The following is a 14,374-nucleotide window of genomic DNA, read 5'->3' as shown; positions in this document are numbered from 1 at the left end:
TCGTGCCCACCTCACTCGAACGTCGGCACGCCGCCGCCCTTGCGCGGGTCGTTCCAGCGGTCGTGGAACGCGGCGTCCTCCTGGCACTGCTGCTGCAGCTGCTCGCGGACGTGGTCGCTGATCACCTGGTCCAGCAGGGCGGGCTCGCAACCGGGGTCGGGGCGGTTGCGCCGGAGCTCGGCGACCTTCTGCTTGAGCAGGATGTCGGAGTCGGAGTACTGCACCCCCTGTTGCACGGGGGCCGGTGCCGCCGGCTCGACGGCGGGCGGGTCCGAGGCCGTGACGGAGCCGCAGGCGGCGAGCACGGCGGTGAGGCCGGTCGCCGCCAGGGTCGTGGTGACGCGGGTACGGATGGTGCTCATGACGGGTCTCCTTCGGTGCGTGGGCGCTCGTCACCGGACGGGACGGTGCGCCAGGTGCAGGTGCAGGTGCACGAGCGCGTCGTGCCATCGCTGGGCCAGGTCGGCCGCTGGGGACAGGTGTCGGGGAACGGCCGGCCGGCTGATCTCGGCCTGACGGCGGGCGAGCCGGACCTGCAGGTCCCGCTCGCGCTCGACGGCGAGCGAACGGGCCAGGTCGAGGTTCTGGAAGCTCATGGTGGCAACTCCTCATGGTGGTGGTCGTGCTCTCCCGAGCCCCTGCGGCCCGGTGCCAACACCATGTGTCCGGGCGGTACCGGTCTGGTGCAGCACCGGTATCAGCCCGGTAAACATGCAGGTGGGATGGTCTAGACGCGACGTCAAGGCCGACGGGACCGTGAGGTATGGCCATCAACGTGCTGGGACCGCTCGTCACGGATGACGGGACCCCGTCCCTGGCACCGCGCGACCGGGTGGTGCTGGCGGCCCTCGTCACCAGGCTCGGTCAGGAGGTGTCGGTGGACGCCCTCGCCGGGGCTCTGTGGGGCGAGGCTCCCCCTGCCAGCGCCGCCAAGGTGGTCCAGGGTTGCGTGGTCCGCCTGCGCCGCGTGCTGGGGGCGGAGGCGATCCGGACCGGGCCCAGCGGCTACCGGCTCGTCGTTCCGGCGCACGACGTGGACGCCCGCCGGTTCGAGAGACTGCTTGCGGAGGGCGTGGAGCAGCTCGCGGTGGGTGAGCCGGACCGCGCCGCCTACACCGCGCGGCGGGCCCTGGACCTGTGGCGCGGCCACCCCCTGCCGGAGCTGGAGGAGTGGGAGCCAGGACGCCTCGAGGCCGAGCGGCTCACTGCTCTGCGGCTGCAGGCCGAGGAGCTGTCGCTCGAGGCGCGCAGCGCCTCCGGCCAGCACCACGAGGTGCTGGCCGAGGCACGGACGCGCGTCGGCGAGCAGCCGCTGCGGGAGCGACGCTGGCACCTCCTGGCTCGGGCGCAGTACCAGTCCGGCCTGCAGGCCGACGCGCTCGCCACCCTGCGCACGGCTCGCGAGCACCTTCTCGACGAGCTCGGCCTCGATCCCGGGCCGGAGCTCGTTGGGCTCGAGAAGGCGATCCTGCGTCAGGACCCGGCGCTGGACCGGAGCACGGCACCCTCACCCTCCGGTCAGCCGCCGTACCCCGGACTCGTCCCCTTCGACGTGGACGACGCTGCGTCGTTCTTCGGTCGGGAACGGGAGATCCTGGAATGTCTGACGATGTGGACGGCCCACGGGGTGCTCGCAGTCGTCGGTCCGTCCGGGTCCGGCAAGTCCTCCCTCGTGCGAGCAGGGGTGTCGGCCCGCCTGGCCGACGGCGGCCACCGGGTCGTCGTCATGACCCCCGGCGCGCGTCCCCTGTCCAGTCTGGAGACGAGCCTGGCAGGCGTCGGACCCCGGGACGACGTGGTCCTCGTCGTGGACCAGGCCGAGGAGCTGGTCACCCTCTGCGACCGCGAGGTCGAGCGCCGCAGCTTCGCGGCCACTCTCGTCGACCTCGCCCCGCGAGTCCGTCCGGTGCTCGCCGTCTCGGCAGACCGTCTGGGCGAGCTCGCGGCCTACCCCGACCTCGTCCGGCTTCTCGAGCCCGGCCTCTACCTGCTGGCCCGCCTCGAGCCGACGGCCCTGCGCGAGGTCGTCGAGGGCCCGGCGAGGGTCGCCGGCCTGCTGCTCGAACCGGGGTTGGTGGACGTCCTCGTCCGCGACGTGGCCGAGGAGCCCGGGGCCCTGCCGATGCTGGCCCACGCCCTCCGGCAGACGTGGGAGCGGCGCGAGGGACGCACCCTGACCGTGTCAGGGTATGAGGCCTCGGGCGGTATCCAGGGTGCCGTGGCGCAGTCGGCCGAGCACGTCTACCGCGACCTCACGGCCGAGGAGCGGTCCGCGCTGCGCGACCTGCTCCTGCGGCTCGTCACCCCCAGCCCCGACCGCGAGCCGGTGCTCACCCGGATGCCGCGGGACGTGGTTGCCCCGGACGACCAGCGGCAGCGCATCGTCGAGCGGCTGGTCCGCGCCCGGTTGCTCACCCGCGACCAGGGTGCTGTCGAGATCGCCCACGCCTCGCTCGTCCGTGCCTGGCCGCGCCTGCGGCGCTGGCTCGCCGAGGACCTGCAGGGCCAGCTGCTGTGGCACCACCTCACCGACTCGTCGCTCGCGTGGGACGCGAGCGGCCGTCCTGAGGACGAGCTGTACCGCGGCGCGCGTCTGGCCGCAGCTTCCGAGTGGGAGCGCCGCGTCGGCCCGTCGCTGACCCAGGTAGAGCGCGAGTTCCTCGACGCCGGCCGGACGGTCCACCAGCGTGAGGTGCGCCGTCTGGAGGAGGAGGCGGCACGGCAGAGGCGCAGCGTGCGACGGCTCCGCGCCCTGGCCGCCGCCGTGGCCGTCGTGGCTCTCGTGGCCACGCTCCTCGGCACGTCCGCGGTGCGGCAGGCAAACCGTGCCGACGTCGAGGCGCTCCGAGCACGGGCCCACGAGCTGGCGGCGTCCTCGCTGCAGGCCATGAACTCGGACCCCGGTCTGGGGCGCACGCTCGCCGTGGCCGCTGCCGAGGCGGGTCCGGAGACACCGAGCGTCCAAACCTCGGCCGCCCTGCACCAGGCCCTCGCGACCGACCAGGTCGTGGCCCGTCTGACCTTCCCGCACGCGTTCGGTCGACTCACCGCCGACCTCCACCCGGACGGGGACCGGGTGGCCATGACCAGTGAGTGGCCCGACGCCGGCACCCGGTTCGTCGAGGTGCAGCAGCTCGACGGTCGGCCCGTGGCCACCCTCGAGCTTCCGAGGACGCTGGACGCTGCGTCGGCCATCTTCGACAGGGCCTACTTCACCCCCGACGGCACCGAGCTCGCGGCCGGTGTGCTGTGGAACCCCACGCACACGGGACGCATCGGTCCGCCGAACGACGAACCGCCGCCGACGTTGCTCGGGGTGCACATCTACGACACCGAGACCTACGAGCTCGAGGACGTCGTCGACGTCGGCGCGTGCGGCGGAGGCCTCCTCAGCGCCACGCAGACGCATGTCGTGGTCTACGCCGCCGCGAGCCCGAGCTGCGACTGGACCTTGAGCGAGGGACGCGACCTGGTCCTGGTCGCCCGTGGGTCCGGTGAGCGGACGGTGCTGGCTGAGGGCATCACGAACCTCGTCGGGTCCGCGCGTCTGAGCGCCGACGGCCGGTTCGTCGTGCACGAGGACCGTGCGGGCGGGACTCGCGAGGTGGTCGTGCGGGTCCTGGCGTCCGGGGAGGAGGTCGCCCGGTGGGCGGGGGACACGCTGCGCGACGTCTCCCCGGACGGTGCCTGGGTGCTCCAGGGGTTGAACGCATGGACCGTGCGCGAGGTGGCCACCGGCAACGAGGTGACGTTTCAGGACCCCAGGGGGATCGGCTTCTATGCTGACTTCCACCCCGACGGGCAGAGCCTGACCACCGTCACCGAGGACGGCACCGTCAGCTGGTGGGACGTCCGGACGGGTGAACGCCTCGGCTCGCACCGGGGGCTCCGCGCCGGCAGCGTGTCGGTGGCGGCTGACGGGCTGGTCACCGTGGCGGACGCGGCGGGGATCGAGGTGTCGGTCGTGGACCCGAACCGCGGGGAGAGCGGCACCCGGGGCCGGGTGTGCCCCGTCACGAGCGACATCACCGAGATGATGGTCCGGGACGGCGGTGTGCACACGAGCGTCCGCTGCGAAGATGCCTCCTCGTGGAGCCACCACCGCACCGATCTCGCGACGGCTCGGACGACGCAGCTGGACGCCGGACGGGTCGTGTGGTCCGACTCCGGTATGCAGTGGCGCGAGTCCGTGGGGAGTCCTCCGGCGGCGCCCGCCGGGGCGGTCAACCAGCTCTACCTCGAGGTCCTGGCCGACGACGCTCGGGCCGACCCCGTCCGGCTGGGGGGTATGTGCCCGCTCGTCTGGGGCGAGAGGGGTGCGGTGACGGAGGGTTGCGCGCCGTTCCCGGAGCAGCCGTTCTTCCTGGACCCGTGCGCCGTGGCGTTCTCACCGGACGGTGGGCTGGTGGCCGCGATCAGCTGCCCCGGGTCGTCCGGGGGCCTGACCGTGTGGGACACCGGCTCGGGAGAGCTCCTGCACGCAGGGACCGTCGCCGACCCGGAGACCGGTGGGGCCCCGACGCACCTCGTCTTCACCCCGGACGGGACGGAGCTGGTCGTCAGCACCGAGACCGGCCACGTCGTCGTCCTGGACGTGGACAGCTGGAAGGTGGCACGACGCTCGGCGGCGCCCGTGCTCGACGCCTCGTACATGCCCGTCGTGGGCTTCCTGGGCGGCGGTGACCTCGTCGGCGTCACGAACGTCGGCGCGCCGGGCGGCGGCGCGGACGCCACGCTGCACGTCCTCGACCGGGAGTCGCTGGTCCCGCAGCACACACGACAGTCGCTGCATGAGGGCACCGTGATGGACGCCGAGCTCAGCCCCGACGGCAGTCGCGTGGCCACGGCCGCCGCGCAGGGCCTGGTTCGCCTGTGGGACACCGGGACCCTGGACCTGGTGCACGAAATCCCCGTCAGCCAGGCGGTTCACGCCGTGGCCTGGCTCGACGACCGGCGACTGGTCCTGCTGCGCGACGACGGGACCCTGGACACGGTCCTCACGGACCCTGGCGAGCTCATCGCGGTCGCACGGGAGGGGCTGAACCGGCCCCTGACGACGGCCGAGTGCCGCAGCTTCGGCTTCGAGGGGTCCTGCCCGTCCCTGGGGCAGCTGCGGGACGGGCCGACAGCCACCGACCTGGACGGCAGCTACGTGCTGCGTCGACGCGCCGAGGACTTCCACGCGGACATGCGGGCCGGTGTCGAGGCAGAGCAGGGAGCGACCCTCGACCAGCGTTCGACGGAGGAGCTCGCCGCTCTGTCCGCCGAGATCCTCGGCGAGGCAGCCGGGATGCGGCTGCACCTGGAGGACAGGTCGTTCCGCGTCGTGCGGGACGTGGCCACGTCCGGACAGGTCGAGGGTGCTGAGGCCCACTGCGAGGGCACCTACACCGTGACGGGGGACATGCTGCGGCTCGACGCGGAGCGCGGCACCTGGTGCTATCTCGGCCTGTACCTCGAGGCGCGCTTCAGCGTCGAGGAGGGAGGCCTGAGGTTGCACGCCGACGGGTTCCGCGGACCGGTCTTCGAGCGCTACCTCTGGGGCGACCAGCTGCTGCTGAGCCAGACCTGATCCCGTGCCGTCCCGGCGGGTGTCCGGTCTGGCTCCGTCAGCCCCGGGCGACGAGCTCGGCGGCCTGGCTGGCGATCTCCCACTCCTCGTTGGTCGGCACCACCCAGACCGCCACCGAGCTGTCCGGTGTGCTGATGCACGTCTCGCCGTCGGCCGCCTCGTTCGCGGCCCCGTCCAGCCGCACGCCGAAGCCGGCGAGGCGCTCGACGACGGCGGCGCGCACGAGGGGGCTGTGCTCGCCGATCCCCGCGGTGAAGACGATCGCGTCCAGCCGACCCAGCACCGCGGCATACGCCCCCACGTAGTGCAGGAGGCGGTGCACGACCACGTCGAAGGCCAGCCGGGCGTCGGCGTCGCCCTCGTCCATGCGGCGCTCGACGTCCCGCATGTCCGCGGACCCGGTGAGCCCCAGCAGACCGCTCTCCTTCGACAGGGCCCGGTCGTAGTCCTCGACGCCCAGACCGGCCACCTCGGCCAGGTGCCGTGGCAACCCGGGGTCCACGTCCCCGGGCCGGGTGCCCATGACGAGCCCCTCCAGCGGCGTCATTCCCATCGAGGTGTCGACGCTGCGGCCACCGTCGACGGCGGTCGCGCTGGCGCCGTTGCCCAGGTGCAGCACGATCGTGGCGACGTCCTCCAGGGGACGGCCCAGGAGGTCGGCGACGCGGCGCGAGACGTAGGCGTGGGAGGTGCCGTGGAAGCCGTAGCGGCGCACGCGGTACTGCTCGCGCCAGGCCTGCGGCACGGCATACGTCGACGCGGCCGCGGGCATGGTCTGGTGGAACGCGGTGTCGAAGACCGCGACCTGGGGCACGTCCGGAAAGACCTGCTGGGCGACCTGGATCCCCTGGAGGTTGCCCGGGTTGTGGAGCGGGGCGAGCGGGACGAGCCGTCGGATCGCGTCCACGACCGCGGGGGTGACCACGATGGGCTCGCTGAAGTCGGCACCGCCGTGGACAACGCGGTGACCGACCGCGACGAGCTGCACCCCGGCCAGGTCGGGACCGTGCTCGGCGAAGGCGGCACGCAGCAGCTCCATGGCGTGGACGTGGTCGGGGACCGTCGTCTCGTGCGCGTGCGTGCCGGAGGCGCAGGTGTGCCGCACGCGACCGGCGGGCAGCCCGATCCGCTCGATCAGGCCGGTGGCGTCGGAGGCACCGGTGTCGGGGTCGACGAGCTGGTACTTCAGCGAGGAGGAGCCGGCGTTGACGACGAGGACCCGTCGGGTGGAACGGGCGTCCGGTGCGGTCGTGCCGGTGGAGGTCATGTCAGCCCTTCGCCTGGATGCCGGTGATCGCCACCGTGTTGATGATGTCGCGCACGGTCGCTCCGCGGGACAGGTCGTTGACCGGGGCGTTCAGGCCCTGGAGGACCGGGCCGATCGCGATGGCGCCGGCGCTGCGCTGGACCGCCTTGTAGGTGTTGTTGCCGGTGTTGAGGTCCGGGAAGATCAGGACGGTGGCGCGACCGGCGACGGGGGAGTCCTTCATCTTGGTCGCCGCGACGGCGGGGTCGACCGCGGCGTCGTACTGCAGCGGTCCCTCCACCTGGATGTCCGGGGCCTGGTCGCGGACGATCGCGGTCGCCTCGCGGACCTTCTCCACGTCCGCGCCCGAGCCGGAGCCGCCGGTGGAGTAGGACAGCATCGCCAGCCGCGGGTCCACCCCGAACTTCGCGGCCGTGCGCGCCGAGGAGATCGCGATGTCGGCCAGCTGCTCGGCGGTCGGGTCGGGGTTGATGGCGCAGTCTCCGTAGACCAGGACGCGGTCGGCCAGCAGCATGAAGAAGACGCTGGAGACCACCGAGACGCCCGGCGCGGTCCGGATGATCTCGAGGGCCGGACGGATGGTGTGCGCGGTCGTGGTGATCGAGCCGGAGACCATCCCGTCGGCCTGTCCGCCGTGCACCATCATCGTGCCGAAGTAGGCCGGGTCGGCGACGACGTCCCACGCCGTCTCGGGCGTGACCCCCTTGTGGGCCCGCAGCCGGGCGTACTCCTCCGCGAAGCCCTGGCGCAGGTCGCTGCTCTGCGGGTCCACGACCGCCGCCTCGTCGAGGTGGAGGCCGAGGGCGGCGGCCCGGGCGCGGACCTCGCCCTCGTCGCCGAGCAGGGTCAGGCGGGAGACCCGGCGGGCCAGCAGCGTGTCCGCCGCCTGCAGGATCCGGTCCTCGACGCCCTCGGGGAGGACGATGTGGGCGTCGGCGGCCCGGGCCCGTGCGGTGAGCTCGTGCTCGAACATCAGGGGGGTGACGACCCGGGGCCCGGTCGCCCCGGCGTGGCCGCCCACGGGCAGGAGGGTGTCGATGTCGACGTGCTGGTGGACCAGGGCCCGCGCGCGTTCGATCTTGCGGGTCGAGCCCGGACCGATCCGGGCGTGGACCCGAGAGATGGCGGTGGCCGTGGTCATCGTCCCCGTCGTGCAGGTCACGACCGGGAGCTCGACGCCGACGCCCTCCACGAGGCGGTGGACCTGCTCGCTGGGCAGGAAGCCCCCGTTGAGGACGATGCCGGACAGGGACGGGAACGTCGAGGCGCGGTGGGCCAGCAGCGAGGCCAGCAGCACCTCCTCGCGGTCCCCCGGGCAGATCAGGGCGCACCCCTCGTGGAGCCGGTCGAGGACGTGCGGCATGGTCATGGCGGCCACGACCATGCCCGTCACCTCGCGGTCCAGCAGCGACTCCTCGCCCAGCAGCAGCCGCCCGTCGACGGCCGCCATGAGGTCGCGCATCGTCGGGGCGCTGAGGAGGGGGTCCCCCGGCACGGTGAAGACCGGGGCGGCGGTGCCGACGCTGGCCCGCCGCTTTCCGGTGGGCGTGACCTCCGAGCGGAGCCGTTCCACGATGCCCGCGCGGACGGCCTCCCCCTGCTCGGACGGCACCCGGTTCGCGACGACCGCCGCGACGTCGGCGTGCCTGCTCCTCGCCTCGGAGTAGATGACCTGGGCCGCGGTGACGCTCTCCTCGAGCGACCGGTCCAGGCAGGGGACCACCAGCACCATCGGTGCCCCCAGGTGCGCGGCGATGGCGGCGTTGACCGAGAACTCCGTCGGCGCGGGCACCCCGGTGAAGTCGGACCCGACGACGAGGACCGTGTCGTGCTCGGCGGCGTAGGCGTGGAACCGCTCCACCGCGGCGCCGACGGCTGCGTCATGCCCCTGGTGGACGTCGTCGTAGGTCACCCCGACGGCCGCGGACGCCTCTGCGGGGGAGGTGGACATCGGGTGGAGCAGCTCGAGGAGGGGGTCGTGCGCGGTGTCGAGCACGATCGGGCGGAACACCCCCACCCGACCGCCCCGTGCGCACAGCTCGGCCAGGAGGCCGACGGCCAGTGCGGACTTGCCGGACTGCGTCTCGGCCGAGGACAGGTACAGCGCGTTGACCACGGACCTGACCCTATCGCTGGAGGCCTCCGTGCGAGAGTGACCCCCATGGACGCAGGTATGCCGCAGGTGCGGGTGTGGGTGGACGGGCGCCTCGTGGGGCCGGCCGAGCCGGCCCTGCTGCCGTTGGACCACGGGTTCACCGTGGGCGACGGGGTGTTCGAGACGGCCAAGGTCGTCGACGGGGTGGTCTTCGCCGCCGACCGGCACCACGCCCGGATGGACCGGTCCCTGGCGGGGCTGGGGTTGTCACCGCTGGACCGGGACCGGGTCCAGGAGGGGATCGACGCCGTTCTCGGGGTCGGCCCGATGAGCTTCGGCCGGTTGCGGTACACCGTCACGGCCGGCCCCGGACCTCTGGGGAGCGAGCGCGGGACGGGTGGCACGACATACCTCGTGACCGGGCAGGAGCAGGAGCCGCCGCCGCGCACGACCGCGGTCGCGGTCGTTCCGTGGGCGCGCAACGAACGAGGTGCGCTGACGGGGCTGAAGACGACGTCGTACGCCGAGAACGTGGTCGCTCTCGCGGCCGCGAAACGGGCCGGAGCCGCCGAGGCGCTCCTGCCGAACATGGCGGGGGAGCTGTGCGAAGGGACCGGGTCCAACGTGTTTGTCGTCCTCGGTGAGGTGGTGATGACGCCGGCGCTGACTGCCGGTCCGCTGGCGGGCGTGACCCGTGCCCTCACGATCGAGTGGCTGCGCGCGGAGGGGGTGGAGGTCGTCGAGGCGCACCTTCCGGTCGCGGTCCTCGACGAGGCCGACGAGGTGTGGATCACGTCGTCGGTCCGGGACGTCTGCGCGGTGACGCGGATCGAGGTGACGGGGCCTGCGACGACGGCGACCGGGCTCGAGCTGCCGGCCCCGGTCGTCATGCCGAGGTCGTTGGGGGACGGGGCCGGGCCCGTGACCCGGTTCGCCCAGGAGATGTTCGCCCGCCGGGCGGCCGTCGACCACAACCCCTGACGCGGCGCGGGTCGAGGGGGAGGCACGCGGGTCGGGGGGAAGGTGTAGGGGTCGAGGGAGAGGCGCGTCGGTCGAGGGGGAGTCGCGCGGGACGAGGGAGGCGCGTCCGTCGAGGGGGAGTCGCGTCGTTACCCGTCGCGCCGCCGGGTACCTCGGGGTCTCTGGTGGACGGTCGGGCGGGTACGGGCGGGTGTTCATCCTGCGAAGCACAAGCCGATCCGACCTCGTGGGTCGATCGGGATGCCGTGGGAGCCGGGCTGCCTGAGCGTCCCGGCGCCTCGGTCCGGGCGCCGAGTCCGTGGTCTGCCTGTCCTCTGACCCGCTCCGACGTGCCCCGAGCAGGTCCGCGCAGTCCCGATCCTCGCCCGCCCCCCGGGCCGGCCCACCAGCTGTCACGGTCGGACTGCGCCACCTGGTGGCCCAAGAGGGTTGGGGATACCTCTTGCGCTCTTCGAACAGGTGTCCTAATATGGGTCTCAGGCAGGGGGATGTCTGGGGAGGAGGGGTTCGATGGGTGGCAGTCGCAGTGCCGGTCGTGGTGGTGGGGCGTCGTGGGTGTCGGGTGGGTCGGGTCCTGGTGTTGCGGTGGTGGAGCCGCCGTGGGAGGACGTGGAGCCCTATGACGCCGAGGGATGCGCGGTGGGGGAGTCGTTGGACTGGCAGGATGTGACCGGCCCCGGGGCCTGGGTCGAGCCGCCGGTCGAGCACGATCCGGGGTTGGCGTTGGCCGACCCGGTCGGGGCTCTGGGTCGGGTGCTGTCCGATCTGGGCCTGGGAGCGGCGACGGTGGAGGCGATGGCGGGTGCGGCCGTGGTGGCGGCGGAGCACGAGGGAGTTCTCACTGCCCCGGCCATGGACCTGCAGGCCGTCCACGGGGTGGGGGTGCTGGCGTTGTTGCGGTGCCGGATGGAGGCGGTGCAGCTGGTCGCGGTGGCGGATCTGGCGGTGCGCACGGGGCGGCGGTTGCTGCAGGAGAAGGGGATCGGGGACTCGGCGGGGTTGTCGGCCACGGCCTGGGGCAGGTGGCGGGCGCGGGTGAAGTCGTTGGTGGCTGCCGAGCTGGAGGTGGCTCTGGGTCTGGGCCGCGGAGAGGCCCGGGACATGGTCGCGGTGGCGTGCGCGCCGGAGGGGATCGTCGGAGCGGTGCTGGGTGCGTTGCGCCGCGGTGAGGTGCCCTGGCACCTGGTGCGCCGGTTCTGGACCAAGGCGGGGTCGCTGCCGACCGAGGACGTGAGCATGATCGGTTCGGCGCTCTTCGGCAGCGACGTGGCGTGTGCGGCGCCGGAGCGGTTGGATCCGGACGGGCAGTTGCACGGTCGGGCGTGGGCGGTCAAGGAGTTCTACGCCGCGCTCGAGCGTGAGGTGGTCCGGGCCAGGGGCAGGGACGAGCGGTCCGCGCGGGCCGCCCGCGACGAGGCGGTCGCGGGGCGGGACGCTTGGTTGCGGGTGCATGACGACGGGACCGCCACGGTGGGTGTGCGCACCCCGTTGATCTCGGGCGTGGGCGTGTTCGCCCGCATCGACCGGATGGCCAGGACGTTGAGGGGTGCGGGGGAGGAACGCTCGCTGGCCCAGCTGCGCTCGGACCTGTGCGCCAGTCTCCTGCTGCACGGCACGGTCGCGATTCCCCAGGTCGTCGATGAGCTGCTCACACCGCAGGACCTGGACGCCCTGGCCGCGGTCACGACGGCGACCCCACCGGTGGACCTGCAGGTCGTCGTCCCGTGGGACTGCCTGACCGGTGAGGTGGCCTGCCCCCGGTGCGCGCACACCCGCTCCGGCTCGGGCCCCGAGCGTGCGCACGGCCCAGGTGGCGTCGTCGGCACTGACGAGGCCGGTGATGGTCGAACCGGGCTCGGGTCGTTGACCCTGGCCGGCCCTGGCTGGCCTCCGCTGCCGGACTGGCTCGCCCGACGATGCGGGGACCAGTCGGCCCTGCCGTCCTCAGCAGGGCCGCCCACCCCGCCAGGAGCGCCACCGCCCTCGCCGGACGCGTCGCCCTCTCCGGACGCGTCGCCCTCTCCGGACGCGTCGCCCTCTCCGGACGCGTCGCCCTGGCCGTGCGCGCCGGCACCGATGGCCGTGCCACCGGGCTGGCCGGTGGTAGGGCAGGTCCCGTTGCCGGGAGTGGCGTGGTCGGGCACGGTGGCCGAGCTGGTGGGGCTGCACCCGGCGTTCCTGACCCCGGGTCAGGCGCGGGAGCTGGTGCTGGCTCCGGGGACCACGATGCACCGGATCCTGGTCGATCCGGCCGACGGGCGGTGCATCGAGCGCACGATCAGCGCCTACCGGCCCGACGCGGACATGCGCCGGCAGGTCGCGGCGGCCGACGTGTACGGGCGCGGCCCGGGGGAGCGGACCCCGCCGCAGCGCTGGCAGCTCGACCACGAGCACGAGCACCAGGACGGCGGCCCGACGGCCGAGACCAACCTCAACGGCAAGGGCGTCTTCTTCCACGCGGTCAAGACCGCCCGGCTGTGGTCCTCGGCGATGAACCAACGCCGCGACCTGACCTGGACCACCCTGCTGCGACAGGTCGTGACCACCCGCGGGCACGACTACCGCCAGTACCTGACCCGCCTGGACACCCTGGCCGCCGACCCCCGCGCCAGCACCCAGGGACCGAACGCCACCGGGAACGACGACACGACGGTCGCCGACCGGGCCGCCGACGTGGAGGACCGGGACACCGCTTCGGCCATGGCCGACCGGGCCGACCTGGCCAACCGCCTCCTGTACGCCGCGATCGTGCACCGCCACGCCGGCGCCCCGGCCCGCGCCACCGACGACCTCGTCGACGCCGAGGCCTACGACCTGCGCCTGGCCGGCTGGGCCAGCATCGACCCCCGCCTGGCCCTGGCCCGCGACGGCCGCCACGCCGACCTCAAAGGCCCCACCCCCGAACAGCTCCTCGGCATGGACACCACCGCCGCAAAGACACCCGACACCCCCCGCACCCAGGACCCCCGGGCGTCAAGACCCGCCACCCAGGGCCACACCGACGGCTGGGCCACCCGCCCCGCCCCCGACGACCCCCCACCCTTCTGAGGGAAGCGGGGTGAGGTCTCGTGGGTGAGGAAGGCGACCGCGACGAATGGACGTCCGTCACGACGGCTCGGTCAGCGGTGTCACGAGAGGCTTTCGAGCCACCAGGCTGTGCTCGTCCGCAGGCCGGTCTCGGCACCTCCCCAGGAGCCGCGTCACGGATTTCGTCGGGCGACCGCAGGCCGCTACAGTAGGTCCCCGCGCCCGTCGGGTGCCTGGACGTGTAGCTCAGCTGGTTAGAGCGCTCGCTTCACACGCGAGAGGTCAGGGGTTCGAGTCCCTTCACGTCCACCAGCACCGATCGCGGCCTGACCCAGCGGAAACGCCTGGACAGGCCGCGATTCGTCTTCCTGGCGTGTCGGATGACCCCCGAATATCGGCCCGGTCGACCCCCGAGGGCCGCGCTCGACCCGCGGTCTGACGGGCGAAGCGGGCGCGTGGACGAGATCGCGGGGGATGCTGTCCGGATCGACGCAGCAGCGCTGGACCCTCGCCGCGCAGGTCGCCGTCGGCCGCTGACGCCCCGCACCCCCAGGCGCGCCGCCTGGGCGGGCAGCATCGGCCTCACCTCGTGCCCGCTCAGCGACCGGGTCGACCTGCGCGCCCTCCGGTTCAGCGCCGCCGAAACGGCCAGCGTGCGCCGTCGCCGTCGCCGTCGTCGGAGTCGGCGTCAACGCCACCACCGGAGTGCGTCTGCGTTGCAGGATCGACCTGTGTCTCGGCGACGCTAGAAGCGCTCCGCGGAGCACTTCATCTTCACGCCGCCCAAGAGGCCTCCCGTGGCGTGCGGCCTCGAGGGCGTCCGGGCCAGGTCGTCACTGGCGGGCGACGCGGTCCGGCTCAGCGGGGACAAACCGATGCGGGAGAGGTTTGCGCTGAGGACAGGCGTTGGCTCGCTCGACGAGGTCCAGGAAGTCCCCGATCGTCACACGTCCCTCGACGCGGTGCCGGAACAGCTCGTCCCGGCGCACGGTGTAGTTGTTGCGACGCCCCACCCGAACTCGGATGACCACACCGGCTCGCTCGAGATCTCCGACGATCTGCTGCACCGCGCGCTCGGTGATCCCGATGCTTGTCGCGACGTCCCGCAGGAGAACCTCGGGGTTCACCGCCAGACACGCGAGCACGTGCCCGTGGTTGGTGAGGAACGTCCAGCCGTCCCGGCCCATATGAACGACGATACGGGAATCGGCCTTTGCTGACGCCGAAAGGTGACGAATGACTCACCGGCCGGCGCCCGGCACGTCCGACGCCCGGAGGGGTCGACCGACCACGCGCGCGGCCATGGGGCCCGAGCCCTTTCGGATTCGCGAACGGCGTTTCCGGAGCGAGGTTTCTCTTGTGAGGGAATTCCCAGCGGTCCTACGGTCCACACATCCGTGGCCACCAGGGACACGATCACAGGGGCGAGGTC

The 14,374-nt window shown here is 73.1% G+C and carries 8 protein-coding genes and 1 tRNA gene; 4 read left to right on the top strand and 5 right to left on the bottom strand.

Features of this window, described 5'->3' with window-relative positions; genetic code table 11:
- Positions 1-11 precede the first annotated feature (11 nt).
- Positions 12-362 carry a hypothetical protein gene (locus ACWHYA_RS14060; protein ID WP_425942682.1) on the bottom strand — a complete coding sequence of 117 codons (351 nt, stop codon included), beginning with the start codon at positions 360-362 and terminating at the stop codon, positions 12-14.
- 30 nt (positions 363-392) lie between these two features.
- Positions 393-596, bottom strand: coding sequence for a hypothetical protein (locus ACWHYA_RS14055; RefSeq protein ID WP_425942681.1), 204 nt, complete (start codon positions 594-596; stop codon positions 393-395).
- 167 nt (positions 597-763) lie between these two features.
- Here ACWHYA_RS14055 and ACWHYA_RS14050 point away from each other — a divergent pair, with 167 nt between their 5' ends.
- Positions 764-5,572 carry an nSTAND1 domain-containing NTPase gene (locus ACWHYA_RS14050; protein WP_425942680.1) on the top strand — a complete coding sequence of 1,603 codons (4,809 nt, stop codon included), beginning with the start codon at positions 764-766 and terminating at the stop codon, positions 5,570-5,572.
- Positions 5,573-5,609: 37 nt separating this feature from the next.
- Here the strand turns inward: ACWHYA_RS14050 and ACWHYA_RS14045 are convergent, their stop codons facing one another.
- Both ACWHYA_RS14045 and pta read right to left on the bottom strand, forming a co-directional pair.
- Positions 5,610-6,839 (bottom strand): acetate/propionate family kinase, encoded by a 1,230-nt coding sequence (locus tag ACWHYA_RS14045; RefSeq protein ID WP_425942679.1) that lies wholly within the window; start codon positions 6,837-6,839, stop codon positions 5,610-5,612.
- A gap of 1 nt (position 6,840) precedes the next feature.
- Complete coding sequence (gene pta, locus ACWHYA_RS14040) at positions 6,841-8,955, bottom strand: phosphate acetyltransferase (protein WP_425942678.1); 2,115 nt, start codon at positions 8,953-8,955, stop codon at positions 6,841-6,843.
- A gap of 45 nt (positions 8,956-9,000) precedes the next feature.
- Between pta and ACWHYA_RS14035 the strand changes: the two genes are divergently transcribed.
- The 3 genes from ACWHYA_RS14035 to ACWHYA_RS14025 all read left to right on the top strand — a co-directional run bounded on the left by ACWHYA_RS14035 (position 9,001) and on the right by ACWHYA_RS14025 (position 13,254).
- Positions 9,001-9,915, top strand: a complete 915-nt coding sequence (locus ACWHYA_RS14035; protein WP_425942677.1) for an aminotransferase class IV — start codon at positions 9,001-9,003, stop codon at positions 9,913-9,915.
- Between the two features lie 585 nt (positions 9,916-10,500).
- Positions 10,501-12,963, top strand: coding sequence for a hypothetical protein (locus ACWHYA_RS14030; RefSeq protein ID WP_425942676.1), 2,463 nt, complete (start codon positions 10,501-10,503; stop codon positions 12,961-12,963).
- A gap of 214 nt (positions 12,964-13,177) precedes the next feature.
- Positions 13,178-13,254 (top strand) — tRNA-Val (locus ACWHYA_RS14025).
- A 521-nt stretch (positions 13,255-13,775) separates the two neighbouring features.
- Here ACWHYA_RS14025 and ACWHYA_RS14020 read toward each other — a convergent pair.
- Complete coding sequence (locus ACWHYA_RS14020) at positions 13,776-14,129, bottom strand: winged helix-turn-helix transcriptional regulator (protein WP_425942675.1); 354 nt, start codon at positions 14,127-14,129, stop codon at positions 13,776-13,778.
- Positions 14,130-14,374 lie beyond the last annotated feature (245 nt).

It is taken from the genome of Ornithinimicrobium carbonis, from assembly GCF_977012275.1.
This window is presented reverse-complemented; position numbering and strand designations above follow the sequence as displayed.